Origin of the sequence: Gracilimonas sp. BCB1 (genome assembly GCF_040117685.2) — a bacterium.
In the GTDB taxonomy this organism is placed as follows: Bacteria; Bacteroidota; Rhodothermia; order Balneolales; family Balneolaceae; genus Gracilimonas.
Genome location: NZ_JBEDYP020000002.1, coordinates 135,921 through 150,435, shown reverse-complemented (window position 1 = coordinate 150,435; position 14,515 = coordinate 135,921). Strand labels below are relative to the sequence as shown.

Sequence of the window (14,515 nt, the reverse complement as noted above, 5' to 3'; positions counted from 1 at the left end):
CTATTTTATTGTTTCAAGTATCTAATTTTGGTAATATTAATCATCATCAGACAGGCTTTATACGTGCAAAAAACAATATCATCAGTTTTATTCACTGTTCTTTTTTTGAGCATTGTATCCTGCAATTTGCTCACCGTGGATGAAGAAGCATCAGACTATCCTACCACCTTTCCGGCCATCGAGTTTTCGGATCTTGACCAGATGAATCAGGAATACCAGGCCTCGAACGACGGTCACATTTGTTCTACCCTCAATAAGTACGGGTTTACCGGATACAGCGAAATATTTTTTGAGAACGGAGAAAGTCCATGTGCAAATCGGGAAGTTGTACGGATTGAAATTGAACAAACAGATACCCTTATTACGGCAGCAAAGGCAGCTTTGTTAAGGAATAGCACCTATACCGGAGTAAATGATACATCAAAACTTATTATTACAGAATTATTGCCGATAAGAGGATGTACCATCTGTGAAGGCCCCGGTCTTAACAATGTACCGATAGAGTTGAAAATTACTTTTGCTGAACAAAAGGTAGATTCAAGTGAAGTAATTGGAGCCGATATCACTGTTGTTGTAGACGCGGAGGGAGTTAACAGAATATGGGGAAATTGGTATTCCGATTTTGAAGCCCCCGATTTTGTGAACTATGGCTACAATGAAGTTCAATCCGGTATGATAGGCTGGCAGATCGATATGCGGCCTTTCACAGGAGAAGAATCAATTTACACAGTACAGGAAAATGATATCAGCGGGAAGCCTGAGCGAGTGTACCTGCCGATAGAAAATGAGAGTGAACAACAACTGGAAATTCGTACTTGCTGGGCAATACCCATTTCCTATAGTGAAGGTTCAGCTTTTGAAGGCTGGATAGCATACGTGGATATAGAGGAAGGATTCCTGGTAGATTTGAGGACCCGTTAGTTCAAAAAATTGGTATTTGAAAAGAGATATTTGATTTCTTTCCCATACCTGATTATTAAGATTAGTAACATTTTTTAATCTCATTACTCTTATACTTTATGAGCGATGACTTTACAAAAGCATAAAGGACACAACATTGACTGAATCCGCAAATAAGAAAATACTTATCGTAGAAGACGACATGATTATATCATTAGTCGTTGAGAATATGATTAAGAAACTTGGCCATATTTTGGTAGGTAAGGCTGCCTCCGGAGATGAAGCCATTGAGTTAGCCAAAGAGCATCAACCGGATATTGTGTTGATGGACATCCGCCTGAAAGGAGAAATGGACGGAATTGAGGCTGTAACTCAGATTAAAGAGCACATCAGAACAGAAGTGATCTATCTGACAGGTAATTCTGACAAAGTAAACTATGAGCGGGCTAAAGCAACCGAATGCATAGATCTTATCTCAAAGCCCTTTACCATAGGCGAACTGACCCGTTCATTAGAGCTCGTTCCCTGATAACATTCTGGTGCATCTTTTATATGATTTTATCGTAGGTTAGTCCGAAATAATTATGGGCAAATACTATGAGTACAAAATTCAAGAACCTCCGAAACGATTTAGAAGATCTGGAACAAGACGGGCAGTTTGACATTGATGAGGATTCATCGGTTTCCGGCAGCAAGTCGAGTTCAAAAATCGCCAATTATATTCTGCTTTTTGCTTTCATTGCTACTCTCACTTTTTATGCCGGTTCACAGTTTAGTTCATCCGGTATTGATTTAAATCCACTGGATAACATCGTTCAGGAATTTAATCAGCCCGACGAGGATTTGTTAAACAGCATGGGAGCCTGGATGGAGGAAATGGGCTATGGAACCCTTACCCATGAAGAACTAATCGCCTTAAGGGCAGAAGGAGTTACCGCAACTTATACTTCTCAAATCAGGGATGCTGGGTATCCTGAGGTAACTCTGGAGCAGCTGGTAGAACTTCAGGGTGCAGACGTAAGCAGCACCTTTACCCGAATGATGGCCGAGCTGGGTTACGATTTGACCGTTCAGGACCTGCTTGATCTGCGCAGAGCAGATGTAACAGCATTTTTTACCAGTAACATGATGGATTTAGGCTATTCGATGGAAGAGCTATCCAAAGAGAATTTGATCCGGATGAGAAATATCGGGGTCACACACACGCTTGCAGAGAGATTGACAGAAGAGCGGGGAGCACGGCCTACCGTTGATGAGCTAATTCGCTATCGTATTAGTAATCAATAAGCAGGCTGTTATTAAGGGAACATTTTCTTCTAAAATTTCTTTACAAATAGTGAATAGAAACAAATAAACACTTTGTAATGAAAAAATTACTTTCACTTTTTTCTTTAATAATAATTTCAACGCTGTTAACACAGGCTACAGCTCAGCAGTATCTGATCGAAAATTCCTCTGGTATTGGACCTAAGATTGGTTTCTATAAAGCCCCTGATGCTGAAGATGGAACCATGTTCATTGGTCTTCAGTCCCGAACGAAAGGGAAGTACGTAGGTGCTGAATTCTCTCTGGAATACAGAGGAGAACAAAGCTATACGACCACAGGTGGAAGCGAACTGACTGTTCGACAAGTTCCTGTAACCGGTTCTTTATTAGTGTTTGCCCCACTGGCAGAAAATTTTGCTCCATATGGTTTAGCTGGGTTGGGTGCTTATTATACTTTTTATGATTATGACGGTGGTTTCACCAACCCGGGTGATGATGCGGAGGTCAAAGTTGGATATCACTTAGGTTTTGGTGCCGACGTAGCTCTTTCAGAATCGGCTGCACTGAATGTAGATTATCGCTACTTATTCTTAGATGGAAGTGATGATCTTTCAGATAAAGAATTCAGCGGTAACGTAATTTCAGCAGGACTGACGTTTTATTTCTAAGCTAAAAAAGTCCTATTTTAGAAATCCCGCACTTAACCGGTGCGGGATTTTTTTGTTTAACCCAAAATGAACCTCTTTTACTCTTACTGAAATTCAGAAATATGCCGGAAATCGTACTACCTGAAGTTGAATTAAACATCTACTCACCTAAAGAACCTACCGAGATTACCGTAGTTGAAAACTATGTATGTACCAAAGAAAGCAGCCCAAACTTTGTGAGACATGTTACTTTTGATGTATCAGGAACCGAACTTGAAGGGCGGGTTCGCATCGGACAGTCGATAGGGATCTTACCCCCGGGTGAAAATGAAAAGGGTCGCCCGCACAAACTTCGTTTATATTCAGTTTCTTCTCCTACAAAAGGAGAGGGGGGCAAGTCAAATCTGGTTTCAACAACGGTAAAGCGAACTATAGAAGAGCTGGATGGGAAACTATACACCGGTATTTGCTCAAACTACCTGGCCGACTTAAAGCCTGGTGATAAAGTAAAAGCAACCGGTCCATCCGGAAAACGATTTTTACTACCTGAGAATCCTGAGAACTTCAATTACGTCTTTTTTGCTACGGGAACCGGTATAGCACCATTCAGAGGAATGATTATGGAAATGCTGGAGGCAGGCATGGAGAATCAAATTGCCCTTGTTTTCGGTGCTGCTTACCGAACCGACCTGATCTATCCCGATTACTTTATGGAAACGGAAAAAGAGAACGATAATTTCCACTATATCGCCAAAATATCCCGGGAAGACCGCCGACCTGATGGCTCAAAATACTATGTTCAAACAGCCATCGAGGATGAGGAAAAGATTCTGGATCCTATCCTGAGTAAGGAAAATACGCTGATTTATATTTGCGGAATTAAAGGGATGGAAGCCGGGATCTATAAGATGCTGGCCAAAAAAGGCTTTAAAGATTACCTGGTATTAAAGGGCGATTACGCCGATATGGATCCTTCCGATTGGGACTGGGACGAAATGAAGCGCAACGTTAAACCAGGTGACCGAACCTTCGAAGAAGTGTACTAAAACTGCCTCCAGTCTATAATTATCCTTCATTTTGAATCTGATTTGGAAGGCACCCCTAAGAATGGATCTTAGTCACCCCGCCGGATACGATAAACCGCATAAAGTTGGTTGGATCGGTTTTAATAGGGGTAACTTTGTCTTTAGGTACGATATATAAATTCCCGGAAAAGTTATACGAGTGAGGGCAATACACAGCCACCTCATCTTCCAGTCCAAAATGCTTCAGGGATTCTTCGGTGATGAAGCCAAATCGCTTCATACCAACCGGCTCACTGAATTCCACACTCACCGGCTTGGTAAATTTCTTTTTATCTCCTACGAAAGCTTCTGTGAGGTCTTTAAGAGAGTTGTAGACAATATTAACGAAGGGTGTTTTTGTAAGCAGCTTTTCGAACAGATGAAGGATGGGCTTTACGAAAGTCTGTGTCAGAACAAATCCAATCAGAGTGATGGCAATGAAGCCGGTCACGATTCCCAAACCGGGAATTTCCAGATCAAACCAACTGTAGAACAGGTTATTGAAAATGTCATTTATCCAGACCAGGGTTGCATAAACCAGATAAACCGTTGCGCTGACGGGTAAAATGACCAGCATTCCGCGAAAGAAGTAATTCAGGATGGTTTTCATAATCGGCAGATGATGTTAGCTTTTTCGGAATCTAACGGTAAATCTTCAAAAATGTGTGTCCGGATTAATTAGTGATTTTCATTTATGTACAGAAAAAAGTACTATTTGCTGATCCAAACATAGACACATAACAATGCTATGGAAGAATTGGGGTTGCAAAAATCAACAGAAAAAGTACTTTCCCGTGACCTGAAGCTAAGGAACAGGAAGATCACCCATTACTTCTACATTTCTTCCGTGTTGTACATGTCGGCTTTAGTGATAATGGGTTTTTGGCCAACCTATTTTAGTCATGTGTTCAATGAGTTTCCTGTAAGGCACTGGAGTATGCATGCTCATGCCCTGATTTTTATTGGATGGTTACTCCTTCTTTTGGTTCAGATTTCACTTGTAGCGTCAAACAATGTCAAGCTTCACAGGAAGTTAGGAGTAGCCGGAGGTTTGTATGGAATCCTGATGCTGGTTTTTGGTGTTTCAGCAGCTTTTATGTTGCCATTGGAAAGAATTGAAAGCGGAGCATGGACCTTAGACCGTGGCGCCTCTTTTCTGATCCATCCACTTGGAGATCTGGTTATCTTTGTCGCATTTTTTATCCCCGCGTTGTATTACCGAAGAAAAAGCGAGATTCACAAAAGACTGATTTTGATCGCTTCTCTTATGTTGGTATTCCCCGGAATTGCTCGTATTGGGATGGGGGAATTCTCGACCTTTTTCGTTTGGCTGTTTCCGTTATTAGCTGGTGCTTCATTGGATATTATGTTCAGGAAAAGAGTACACTTTCTTTATCTGCTTGGTGCTGCTGTGTTAGTGCTTTCGGTAGTGGGGAGATATTATATTTCAGGCTCCGCGCTGTGGCTTGAAACAGGACGATACCTGTTGAGTATTTTTTGAAAACTCCATTCCCTGCATTGGTAATAACTCTGACCCCAACTAAACACCTGCCATTAACTTGAAAATGGAATAAACAAGCCTGAGTTTGAAGACTGATTAATCTCAAACCATACATGAGTTCAAATCATATTTTTCCTATCTTCAAGGCTCTGTAAAATCCAACACTCACACATCAAAATTAATGTCTTATAAGACTTCTGCCCAGATTCGTCAGGAATTTTTTGATTTCTTTGCTGAAAAGAACCACGCTATTGTTGATAGTGCTCCCGTTGTTCCCAAGAACGACCCGACCCTGTTGTTTACCAATGCGGGGATGAACCAGTTTAAATCTATTTTTCTTGGGGAAGAAGAAGCCCTTAAGCATAACGGAAAGACCTGGAACCGTGCCGCCGATACCCAAAAATGTATCCGTGTGAGTGGAAAGCACAACGACCTTGAAGAAGTAGGTCACGACACCTACCACCATACGCTTTTTGAGATGTTGGGGAACTGGTCGTTTGGCGATTATTTCAAGAAAGAAGCTATTGGCTGGGCATGGGAATTATTGGTAGATGAGTGGGGACTGGAACCCGACCGACTGTATGCAACCGTATTTGGCGGTGACGAAGAAGACGGCCTCCCCGTGGATGATGAAGCCATTGAGCTTTGGAAAAGTGAGACAAGCATAGATCATGATCATATCCTGAAGTGCGGTAAGAAAGATAATTTCTGGGAGATGGGGGAAACAGGTCCTTGTGGCCCGTGTTCGGAAGTACATATCGATCTTCGTTCGGATGAAGACCGTAAGAAACTGCCCGGTCGTGATTTGGTGAATATGGATGACCCAAGGGTGATGGAAATCTGGAACCTGGTATTCATACAGTTCAACCGGAAACCGGATGCTTCTCTTGAAAAACTTCCGTCCCAGCATGTGGATACAGGAATGGGATTTGAGCGTATATGTGCTGTTCTGCAGGGTAAGACATCCAACTACGATACCGATGTCTTCACCCCGGTAATTAATGAAATCGCAGACATGGCCGGCTTGAAATATGGCGATAACGAGGAGAAAGATATTGCCATGCGCGTGATAGCTGATCATATCCGGGCGGTTACTTTCTCAATAGCTGATGGAGCTTCTCCGGGCAATGATGGCCGGGGATATGTCATCCGGCGGATTCTGCGTCGTGCAATCCGTTACGGCTGGGATGTGCTCGATTTCAAAGAACCTTTCTTCTATAAGCTGGTGGATGTACTGGCGGAGCAATTCAAGGATGTATTTCCGGAAATTCCGGCCCAAAAGGAATACATCGTCAATGTGATTCGCTCAGAAGAAAAAAGCTTTCTGAAAACGTTGGGACAGGGCATTGAGTTGTTCAACGAAATGGTGGAAGGCAAGGAAAAACTTTCTGGTGAAGATGCTTTTAAACTGCACGACACTTACGGGTTTCCCATTGATCTGACCGAGCTGATGGCCAGAGAACGAGGCGTTGAAGTGGATGTGGAAGGCTTCAACAAGCATATGAAAGAGCAGAAAGAACGAGCCCGGGCTGCCGGTAAGTTTTCTGTGGATCAATCTGATTCCAAATCATGGAATATCGTTGAAGATACGGATGACTTTGAATTTGTAGGCTATGATGATGCCGAAGCTGAGGTGAAGATAATCGCCTATCGCAAGGAAGGAGATCGCTTTGCCATTCAGTTGAACAAAACGCCGTTCTATGCTGAGAGTGGTGGTCAGGTTGCCGATACCGGGCTTATTACTAATGGCGATGAATACCTCAAAGTGCTGGATGTGCAAAAGTCGAACGGGCAGTTTATTCACTACATAGATAAACTTCCTGAGGACCTGAGCGGAACCTGGAAAGCAAGCATCGATTTGGACCGACGGATTGAAATTCAGAAGCATCATTCGGCTACGCATCTTGTGCATGCTGCGCTGCGCGGAATTCTTGGCGATCATGTTGCTCAGAAGGGATCGTTGGTGGATGAACATCACCTCCGGTTTGATTTTTCTCACTTTGAAGCGATGACCGACGAGCAGCTGGATGAAGTAGAACAGCTGGTGAATGAAAAAATTCAGGAAAACATACCGCTGCAGGAAGAAAGGAACGTTCCGATTGAAGAGGCCAAAGATCGCGGTGCGATGATGTTATTCGGCGAGAAGTACGGTGAAACTGTTCGCGTAATCACCTTTGACGAAAATTATTCGGTTGAGCTTTGCGGTGGTACTCATGTGGGAGCCACCGGTGAAATCGGCTATTTCCGGTTCACTCAGGAAACTTCTGTTGCGGCCGGAATTCGGCGAGTTGAGGCGGTTTGCGGAGTGCAGGCCGATACATTGCTCCGCGATGAAAAGCGCCTGTTAAAGCAGGTGAAAGGAGCAATTGGCCAAACCCAGGACCTGGTCGCTGATGTAATGAAGCTAATTGAAGAAAAGAAATCGCTGGAAAAAGCACTCGAACAGCAGCAGCTCCAAAATACAGGAGCAAAGCTGGACGAGCTTATTCAAAATGCCGGTTCACTGGATTCGAACATTAAACTGGTGAAAGGCGAAATCGCCGGCGCGGATATGGATGTGCTCAAGCAGCTTGGGTATGACGGCCTGCAAAAAACAAAGCAGAATACAGCAATCGTGCTTGGCTCTAAAGATGAGGAAGAAGGGAAGGTATACCTGATGGTAGCCCTATCAGAAGATCTCATTAAAGAAAAAGGACTCAAAGCCGGAGCTATTGTCGGTCAGCTTGGAAGGCTCGTTGGAGGAGGAGGAGGTGGTCAGCCTAACCTGGCAACAGCCGGTGGCCGCCAACCCGAAAAACTAGGTGAAGCTCTGGAAAAAGTGAATGAAATAATTGAAGAATCCATTTCCTAACCCGACAGTGGAATGGAACACGGATGAGTTAGATTGGACGGATCATAACGGATATGTGTTCATGATTATATGACAAGTGTCTTGTTTGCGAGGTGTTGAATTTAAGCATTGATGTTGTTTATAAAGTCCAAGCGGACGCTTGAACTAACTCAACTAACAAATAATTTATTAACAGTGATTATCTGCTATATCAGTGTCATCCGTGTTCCATTCCGATGGTAAATCTTTGAATAGAATCAAATCACGAAATCTTCACAAAAATTGGATATATTTCCAGTCTTTTGAAGAATCCTGTTATCACTAAAACTAATTATGGCTAAGAAGAAAACAGACGAAGTAAATTTTGCCCCGCGTGGGATTGGAGATGAAAAAGACGGTGCCGTCCAAAAAGGCGTGGACCTGCCATCCCCGACAAAAAAGAAACATAAATCCCTGGGCTTGAGTGAAGACAACCTCAAGGCTATGTATGAGCAAATGTATCTTCAGCGACGATTTGAAGAACGTGCCATGCAGCAGTATCAGAAAGGGAAATTTGGTGGATTTCTTCACCTTTACATTGGTCAGGAAGCTATTTCTACCGGAACGGTTTATGCCCTGAACGATGATGATGATATTATAACGGCTTATCGTGACCACGGCTGGGGACTTTGCCGCGGAATTACGCCCAAAGAAGGAATGGCAGAGCTGTTCGGCAAAGCAGCAGGGTGCTCCAAAGGTAAAGGCGGTTCCATGCACTTTGCCAAAACAGAAAATCACTTTTGGGGTGGTTACGGAATTGTAGGTGGCCATATTCCAATTGGTGGCGGACTTGCTTTCGCTAACAAGTACAATCAGAATGGGCGACTCTCAGCTACCTTCTTCGGAGACGGTGCTGTAGATCAGGGGGCTCTGCACGAGACTTTTAATATTGCCAATCTGTGGAAGCTGCCGGCCATTTTTGCAGTAGAGAACAACGGATACTCCATGGGTACCGCTGCACGTCGCCACACGGTTACCGAAATTGTAGATCGCGCTAAAGCTTATGGTATGAAGGCCAAAGTGGTGAATGGAATGGATGTTTTTTCTGTGTATGAAGCCATGAAAGAAGTGGCTGAAGAAGTACGCGAGACTTCAGAGCCGTATTTTCTCGAAATCAGAACCTACCGTTATCGAGGTCACTCTATGTCGGATCCTCAGAAGTACCGAACCAAAGAGGAACTGGAAGAATATCAAAAGATAGACCCTATTGAGCGTCTGAAGACTTACCTCAAAGACGAGAAAATTCTGAGCGATGATGAGATTCAGGAAATAGAGGATAAAGTGGAAGACGAGGTATTGGAAGCTGTTGATTTTGCGGACAATGCCGATTTCCCGGAAGAGTCTGAGCTCTATGATGACATGTTTGCTGAAGACGATCCTTATTTCCATAAATAATTTTAAAACTGACTACATAAAGTAATGGCTGAATTACAATTTAGAGAAGCGATAAAAGAGGCAATTGACGAGGAAATGGCCCGTGAAGAGAAAGTCTTCATTATGGGTGAGGAAGTTGCCGAATACAACGGGGCTTACAAAGCTACCGAAGGACTATTAGATAAATACGGTTACAAACGGGTTATCGATACTCCTATTTCAGAGCTTGGTTTTGCTGGGATTGGAGTGGGCGCGGCTATGAATGGTCTGCGTCCTATTGTGGAGTTTATGACGTTCAACTTTGCCGTGCTTGCAGCTGATCAGATTATAAACCATGCATCCAAAGCAGGATATATGACCGGTGGCCAGATTGATATGCCCATTGTATTTCGTGGGCCTAACGCCTCTGCCGGCCAGTTAGGAGCAACGCACTCCGTAGCTTACGATTCAATGTATGCTCATTTCCCGGGATTGAAAGTTATATATACCTCAGAGCCCGATGATGCCAAAGGATTACTGAAATCTGCCATTCGAGATGACAACCCGGTATTGTTCATGGAATCGGAGCAGATGTATGGCATGAAAGGAGAAGTTTCTGATGAAGAGGATTACATCATCCCAATCGGAAAAGGAAAAATTAAGCGTGAAGGTAGTGATGTGACCGTTGTTGCTCACGGAAAGATGTATCACGTAGCGAAACAAGCCGCTGCACAGCTCGAGAAAGACGGAGTAGAGGTGGAGATTATCGATCCCCGAACCGTTAAACCTCTGGACCTGCCATTGATTGTTGAGTCCATTAAGAAAACCAACCGGTGTGTGGTAGTGGATGAAGCCCATCCCTTTGCCGGATTTGCAGCAGAAATTGGTTTCTTGATTCAGCGTGAAGCATTTGATTACTTAGATGCTCCGGTACAGCGTGTTACGCTACCGGATGTGAATGCTCCGTTCTCCAAGCCTTTGTTTGATGCCTGGTTGCCGGATGCTAAAAACGTAATTGATGCGATAAATCAGGTTACTTACAGGAACTAAAAAAAGTGAAAGGTCAAAAGTGAAAAGTATTCAGGTATTACTTTTCACTTTTGCTTTTTGCCTTTTCACTCAAACACCCGTTACATTGGCGGTAGTAAAAAATAAAACCAACTTACTCAACAGTTTAGATTAGAAGAATTATGGCGATTAAGATTGAAATGCCGAAGCTCAGCGATACCATGGAAGAAGGGGTGATCGCATCGTGGAATGTAAGCGAAGGTGATAAGGTTTCAGCCGGCGATATTATTGCGGAAGTAGAAACCGATAAAGCCACCATGGAAGTGGAAGCCTTTGATGAAGGAACCGTCCTCAAAATTTTAGTAAATGAAGGTGATGCCGTTCCATTGGGTGGTTTGATGGCCGTTCTGGGTGAAGAAGGAGAAGATATTTCAGATATCCTTGACGGTGCAGGAAGTGATTCCTCATCTTCAAAAGATGAAGTGAAGGAAACGGAGTCTTCAGAAAAGGAAGAAAGCACATCCAAAAGCTCTTCCGGATTGACTTCGCCAAAATCTGAGCCTTCTACAGAATCTGATTCTTCAGCTACTGCTTCTGACAACGGAAGAATTAAAGCTTCTCCACTTGCCCGAAATATGGCCGAAGACAGAGGAATTGATTTAGGCAGAGTGGACGGTTCAGGTCCCGGTGGCAGAATCATCAAGGCTGATATTGAGAATTATAAGGAATCTGCACAGCCTGCGGCAGCATCTGCTTCAGCAGCTTCATTCCAAAGCCTGGAAAGCCGCGAAGTGAAGGTTTCTCAAATGAGAAAAACCATTGCCCGACGCTTGTCCGAAAGTAAGTTCAGCAATCCACATTTCTACGAGACGATCGACATTGACATGAAGGCGGCTATTGCGGCCCGCAAGTCTGTAAATGAGGCGAATGATGTGAAAATCAGCTTCAACGACATTGTGGTGAAGGCTTGTGCCATTGCTCTTACCCGTCATCAGGCGGTAAACAGTTCCTGGCATGGTGATATCATCAAAGAGCACGGAGATGTGCATGTAGCGGTTGCCGTAGCTATTGATGAAGGATTGATGACCCCGGTTATCCGTCACACCGACCAAAAAGGGTTGGCGCAGATTTCATCAGAAACCAAAGAGCTGGCCGGACTGGCACGAGACCGCAAACTTCAGCCCGAACAGATGGAAGGCAGTACCTTCACCATCAGTAACCTCGGGATGTTTGGCATTGAAGAATTTACGGCCATCATCAACCCGCCAAATGCATGTATTTTAGCGGTGGGGGCTATTCGGGACGTGCCAGTGGTTGAGAACGGGGAAGTGGTTCCCGGTAAGCGAATGAAAGTGACACTTTCCAGTGATCACCGAATTGTGGACGGAGCCAAAGCAGCTGATTTCCTGAATACCGTGAAGAACCTGCTGGAAAATCCGCTATCCATGCTGCTTTAAGCAAGCTTTTATAGATAGAGTAAAGATAAAGCCCTGATCGTTTGGTCAGGGCTTTTCTTTTATAGATACCATTCGGTAATTACATTTTTATACAAACTTGTCAGAAATTATTCCGTAATTCGGTTCAACCCTTAACCAAACCGAATTACATGAAGAACTTTCTACTATTTATTTTCGCATCCCTGCTTTTTATAGTTCCTGAGTCCGTGAATGCCCAAACACAGGATGTGAGAGACGTGCAGGCTACCATAGAACAACTTTTTGATGGGATGCGGGCAAGTGACAGTGCCATGGTGGCCGATACGTTCACAAAAGATGCGATCATGAAGAGGGTGGCAACCAACCAACAAGGAGAAGTGATGGTTAACACCGGGAACCTTGCTTCATTCCTGAATGCGATCGGTTCGCCAAAAGAACAAGTATGGGACGAGCGCATTGGCAGCTATGATATTAATATTGATGGAAACCTGGCTACCGTATGGACGCCTTTCGAATTTTATATAGGAGACAAGTTTTCACACTGCGGGGTGAACTCATTTCAGCTGGTTAAGAAAGACGGTGACTGGAAAATATTCTTCATTGTGGATACCAGCCGTCAGTCAAATTGTGTAGAATCATAATAGCTATCAGCTGAACGCTTAAAGAAACATCATGAAAAAAATATATACCATACTACTCATAATATTGTTTGGAGCGCAATTTGCTGTTGCACAGGTTAGTGAAGAGCAGCGTGCCAAAGACGTGGAAAGCATCGATAACCTGATAGAAGCCTTATATGCTTCTATTTCAGGGGAAAAAGGGGAAGCCAGAGACTGGGAGCGTTTCAGGAATTTAGTGATTCCGGAAGCCAGACTGATTCCAACAGGGCGAAATCAGCAGGGAAAAAATGTTTATCAAGTCCAGACTCCTGAGGAATTCATCGAGAACACAGATTCCTATTTCGTGGAAAACGGATTTTATGAATACGAAATCCACCGCGAAGAACACCATTATGGGAGAGTGGTACACCTTTTCAGTACCTATGGCTCTAAGCGTAGTGAATCCGATGCCGAGCCTTTTAACAAAGGTATAAATAGTATTCAGCTATTTGATGACGGGGATCGCTGGTGGGTGGTTACCATTTACTGGTCGCATGAATCGGAGTTCAACCCCATCCCGGATAAGTACAGCGGAATGTAATCAGACTTCGTGAGATTCGAGGAGCCGGTCGACAAGTTCGGCTTTCTCCGGATCCACATATTTACCGTACGACATAATAAGCGTCCCTTTAACGCCGCTGTCAGATTCTATGGCATAAACGGTGGATTCACTACCGGGATCGGTTCCCTGGTCAAATTTGTGGGTTTCTTTAATGGAGAGATCATCCGTTGTATACTCTACATCCAGTTCTTTGCAGGTAATACAATCTTCTCCGAGTTCAAAGGTATGATCAAACCCTTTTTCTTTAAGTGATTCTACCGCATCGGCTAAGTCGTTATACATATCTGTATTAGTTGTTGGTATTCACTCTTTTCAACAAGCTTAACCTAAAGAATGTTTCGAAGCGGATGCCCAGCTCACCGGTTGCTCATAAAATCGTAGCAGTAACGGGCTATATCAGCAGAGGCTTCAAGGACGGCCTTACGATCAGGGGCATTTTTTGAGAGGAAAACGAGAACAAATGCATCTCCCTCCGGCATGAAAATAATTCCGGAATCGTGGTGAACATTGGAAATCCATCCGGTTTTATGAGCTACCGGGGTATCTTCCGGAAGCTTGACGGGAAACATGTCATTATACTTTTGCTGCTTCAGTATGGATAGTATCTCTTGTTTTAATTCTTCGGTCAACAGATCACCAGTAACAAGTTCTTCAAACATAATTTGAAGATCTTTTGGCGTGGTAGTGTTGCTTAATCCGGCTTCATAGGCTTTGATGTCTTCCACACCGCGGAGCACTTCTATACTGTCGGCTCCCATTTCCCGCATGGTGGCGGTCACTTTTTTAGCATCCAGAAAATCGATTAACACATTGGTGGCCAGGTTACTGCTTCGGGTAATCATTTCGTAGGCGAGATGGTATAGGGAGGTTTTCTCACCTAAAAGAGAATATAAATCCTGTTCGCTATCCTCAGAAACAGACATGGTAAAGGTGGAGCTGTCAACAATGCTTACAAATTCATTGGTTACGGTAATGGAATCCTGAACCGAGAACCGGCCTTGCTCAGCCTGCCGGTACAGCTCTATGATAACCGGTGTTTTCATGGTGCTTGCGGCGTGAAAACGAACATCTTCGTTGATACCAATAGTCAAATCAGGATTTTCAATGCTTTTAAATGAAATCCCAAATGTACCTTCAAGTTCAGAAACCCGGGCGTTGATCAGATTCTCCAACTCAGGGAGTGTTTCAGGTTGTTGGGGAGAGGAACAGGAAATGAGGAAACAAAAAAGCAGTAAGAAGGACAAAGATCG

The 14,515-nt window shown here is 43.7% G+C and carries 15 protein-coding genes; 12 read left to right on the top strand and 3 right to left on the bottom strand.

Going from position 1 to position 14,515, the window contains the following annotated elements; genetic code table 11:
- Nucleotides 1–105: 105 nt before the first annotated feature.
- The 5 genes from ABFW99_RS00885 to ABFW99_RS00865 all read left to right on the top strand — a co-directional run bounded on the left by ABFW99_RS00885 (nucleotide 106) and on the right by ABFW99_RS00865 (nucleotide 3,859).
- Nucleotides 106–921 (top strand): hypothetical protein, encoded by an 816-nt coding sequence (locus ABFW99_RS00885; protein ID WP_349355345.1) that lies wholly within the window; start codon nucleotides 106–108, stop codon nucleotides 919–921.
- Nucleotides 922–1,057: 136 nt separating this feature from the next.
- Nucleotides 1,058–1,429: a response regulator gene (locus tag ABFW99_RS00880; protein WP_349355344.1), complete on the top strand. Its 372-nt coding sequence runs from the start codon at nucleotides 1,058–1,060 to the stop codon at nucleotides 1,427–1,429.
- 68 nt (nucleotides 1,430–1,497) lie between these two features.
- Nucleotides 1,498–2,187, top strand: a complete 690-nt coding sequence (locus ABFW99_RS00875) for a hypothetical protein (RefSeq protein ID WP_349355343.1) — start codon at nucleotides 1,498–1,500, stop codon at nucleotides 2,185–2,187.
- Between the two features lie 77 nt (nucleotides 2,188–2,264).
- Complete coding sequence (locus ABFW99_RS00870) at nucleotides 2,265–2,834, top strand: outer membrane protein (RefSeq protein WP_349355342.1); 570 nt, start codon at nucleotides 2,265–2,267, stop codon at nucleotides 2,832–2,834.
- 101 nt (nucleotides 2,835–2,935) lie between these two features.
- Nucleotides 2,936–3,859, top strand: coding sequence for a hypothetical protein (locus ABFW99_RS00865; protein ID WP_349355341.1), 924 nt, complete (start codon nucleotides 2,936–2,938; stop codon nucleotides 3,857–3,859).
- Nucleotides 3,860–3,914: 55 nt separating this feature from the next.
- Here ABFW99_RS00865 and ABFW99_RS00860 read toward each other — a convergent pair whose 3' ends face one another.
- Nucleotides 3,915–4,487, bottom strand: a complete 573-nt coding sequence (locus tag ABFW99_RS00860; protein ID WP_349355340.1) for a DUF502 domain-containing protein — start codon at nucleotides 4,485–4,487, stop codon at nucleotides 3,915–3,917.
- A gap of 153 nt (nucleotides 4,488–4,640) precedes the next feature.
- On the opposite strand from ABFW99_RS00860, the gene ABFW99_RS00855 reads away from it, so the two are divergent.
- From ABFW99_RS00855 to ABFW99_RS00825, 7 genes are all read left to right on the top strand, one after another.
- Nucleotides 4,641–5,378 carry a hypothetical protein gene (locus tag ABFW99_RS00855; protein ID WP_440707386.1) on the top strand — a complete coding sequence of 246 codons (738 nt, stop codon included), beginning with the start codon at nucleotides 4,641–4,643 and terminating at the stop codon, nucleotides 5,376–5,378.
- Between the two features lie 181 nt (nucleotides 5,379–5,559).
- A complete protein-coding gene (gene alaS, locus ABFW99_RS00850) occupies nucleotides 5,560–8,229 on the top strand; it encodes an alanine--tRNA ligase (RefSeq protein ID WP_349355338.1) in 2,670 nt (889 codons plus the stop codon).
- 312 nt (nucleotides 8,230–8,541) lie between these two features.
- Nucleotides 8,542–9,642 (top strand): pyruvate dehydrogenase (acetyl-transferring) E1 component subunit alpha, encoded by a 1,101-nt coding sequence (pdhA, locus tag ABFW99_RS00845; protein WP_349355337.1) that lies wholly within the window; start codon nucleotides 8,542–8,544, stop codon nucleotides 9,640–9,642.
- A gap of 24 nt (nucleotides 9,643–9,666) precedes the next feature.
- On the top strand, nucleotides 9,667–10,650 hold the full coding sequence (locus ABFW99_RS00840; RefSeq protein ID WP_349355336.1) for a pyruvate dehydrogenase complex E1 component subunit beta: 984 nt from the start codon (nucleotides 9,667–9,669) through the stop codon (nucleotides 10,648–10,650).
- Between the two features lie 140 nt (nucleotides 10,651–10,790).
- Nucleotides 10,791–12,065, top strand: a complete 1,275-nt coding sequence (locus tag ABFW99_RS00835; RefSeq protein WP_349355335.1) for a pyruvate dehydrogenase complex dihydrolipoamide acetyltransferase — start codon at nucleotides 10,791–10,793, stop codon at nucleotides 12,063–12,065.
- 149 nt (nucleotides 12,066–12,214) lie between these two features.
- Nucleotides 12,215–12,685: a nuclear transport factor 2 family protein gene (locus ABFW99_RS00830; RefSeq protein WP_349355334.1), complete on the top strand. Its 471-nt coding sequence runs from the start codon at nucleotides 12,215–12,217 to the stop codon at nucleotides 12,683–12,685.
- 31 nt (nucleotides 12,686–12,716) lie between these two features.
- Nucleotides 12,717–13,244 (top strand): hypothetical protein, encoded by a 528-nt coding sequence (locus ABFW99_RS00825; protein WP_349355333.1) that lies wholly within the window; start codon nucleotides 12,717–12,719, stop codon nucleotides 13,242–13,244.
- Here the strand turns inward: ABFW99_RS00825 and ABFW99_RS00820 are convergent, their stop codons facing one another.
- Both ABFW99_RS00820 and ABFW99_RS00815 read right to left on the bottom strand, forming a co-directional pair.
- Entirely contained in the window at nucleotides 13,245–13,547 is a 303-nt protein-coding gene (locus ABFW99_RS00820) for a hypothetical protein (protein ID WP_349355332.1), read from the bottom strand.
- A 74-nt stretch (nucleotides 13,548–13,621) separates the two neighbouring features.
- Nucleotides 13,622–14,437 carry a serine hydrolase gene (locus ABFW99_RS00815; RefSeq protein WP_349355331.1) on the bottom strand — a complete coding sequence of 272 codons (816 nt, stop codon included), beginning with the start codon at nucleotides 14,435–14,437 and terminating at the stop codon, nucleotides 13,622–13,624.
- Nucleotides 14,438–14,515 lie beyond the last annotated feature (78 nt).

Bases quoted from the DNA above. Each gene is read 5' to 3' on its own strand.
- pdhA (WP_349355337.1), top strand. From the start codon at position 8,542: ATGGCTAAGAAGAAAACAGACGAAGTAAATTTTGCCCCGCGTGGGATT.
- ABFW99_RS00825 (WP_349355333.1), top strand. From the start codon at position 12,717: ATGAAAAAAATATATACCATACTACTCATAATATTGTTTGGAGCGCAA.
- ABFW99_RS00875 (WP_349355343.1), top strand. From the start codon at position 1,498: ATGAGTACAAAATTCAAGAACCTCCGAAACGATTTAGAAGATCTGGAA.
- ABFW99_RS00820 (WP_349355332.1), bottom strand. From the start codon at position 13,547: ATGTATAACGACTTAGCCGATGCGGTAGAATCACTTAAAGAAAAAGGG.
- ABFW99_RS00840 (WP_349355336.1), top strand. From the start codon at position 9,667: ATGGCTGAATTACAATTTAGAGAAGCGATAAAAGAGGCAATTGACGAG.
- ABFW99_RS00870 (WP_349355342.1), top strand. From the start codon at position 2,265: ATGAAAAAATTACTTTCACTTTTTTCTTTAATAATAATTTCAACGCTG.
- ABFW99_RS00865 (WP_349355341.1), top strand. From the start codon at position 2,936: ATGCCGGAAATCGTACTACCTGAAGTTGAATTAAACATCTACTCACCT.
- ABFW99_RS00835 (WP_349355335.1), top strand. From the start codon at position 10,791: ATGGCGATTAAGATTGAAATGCCGAAGCTCAGCGATACCATGGAAGAA.
- alaS (WP_349355338.1), top strand. From the start codon at position 5,560: ATGTCTTATAAGACTTCTGCCCAGATTCGTCAGGAATTTTTTGATTTC.
- ABFW99_RS00830 (WP_349355334.1), top strand. From the start codon at position 12,215: ATGAAGAACTTTCTACTATTTATTTTCGCATCCCTGCTTTTTATAGTT.
- ABFW99_RS00860 (WP_349355340.1), bottom strand. From the start codon at position 4,487: ATGAAAACCATCCTGAATTACTTCTTTCGCGGAATGCTGGTCATTTTA.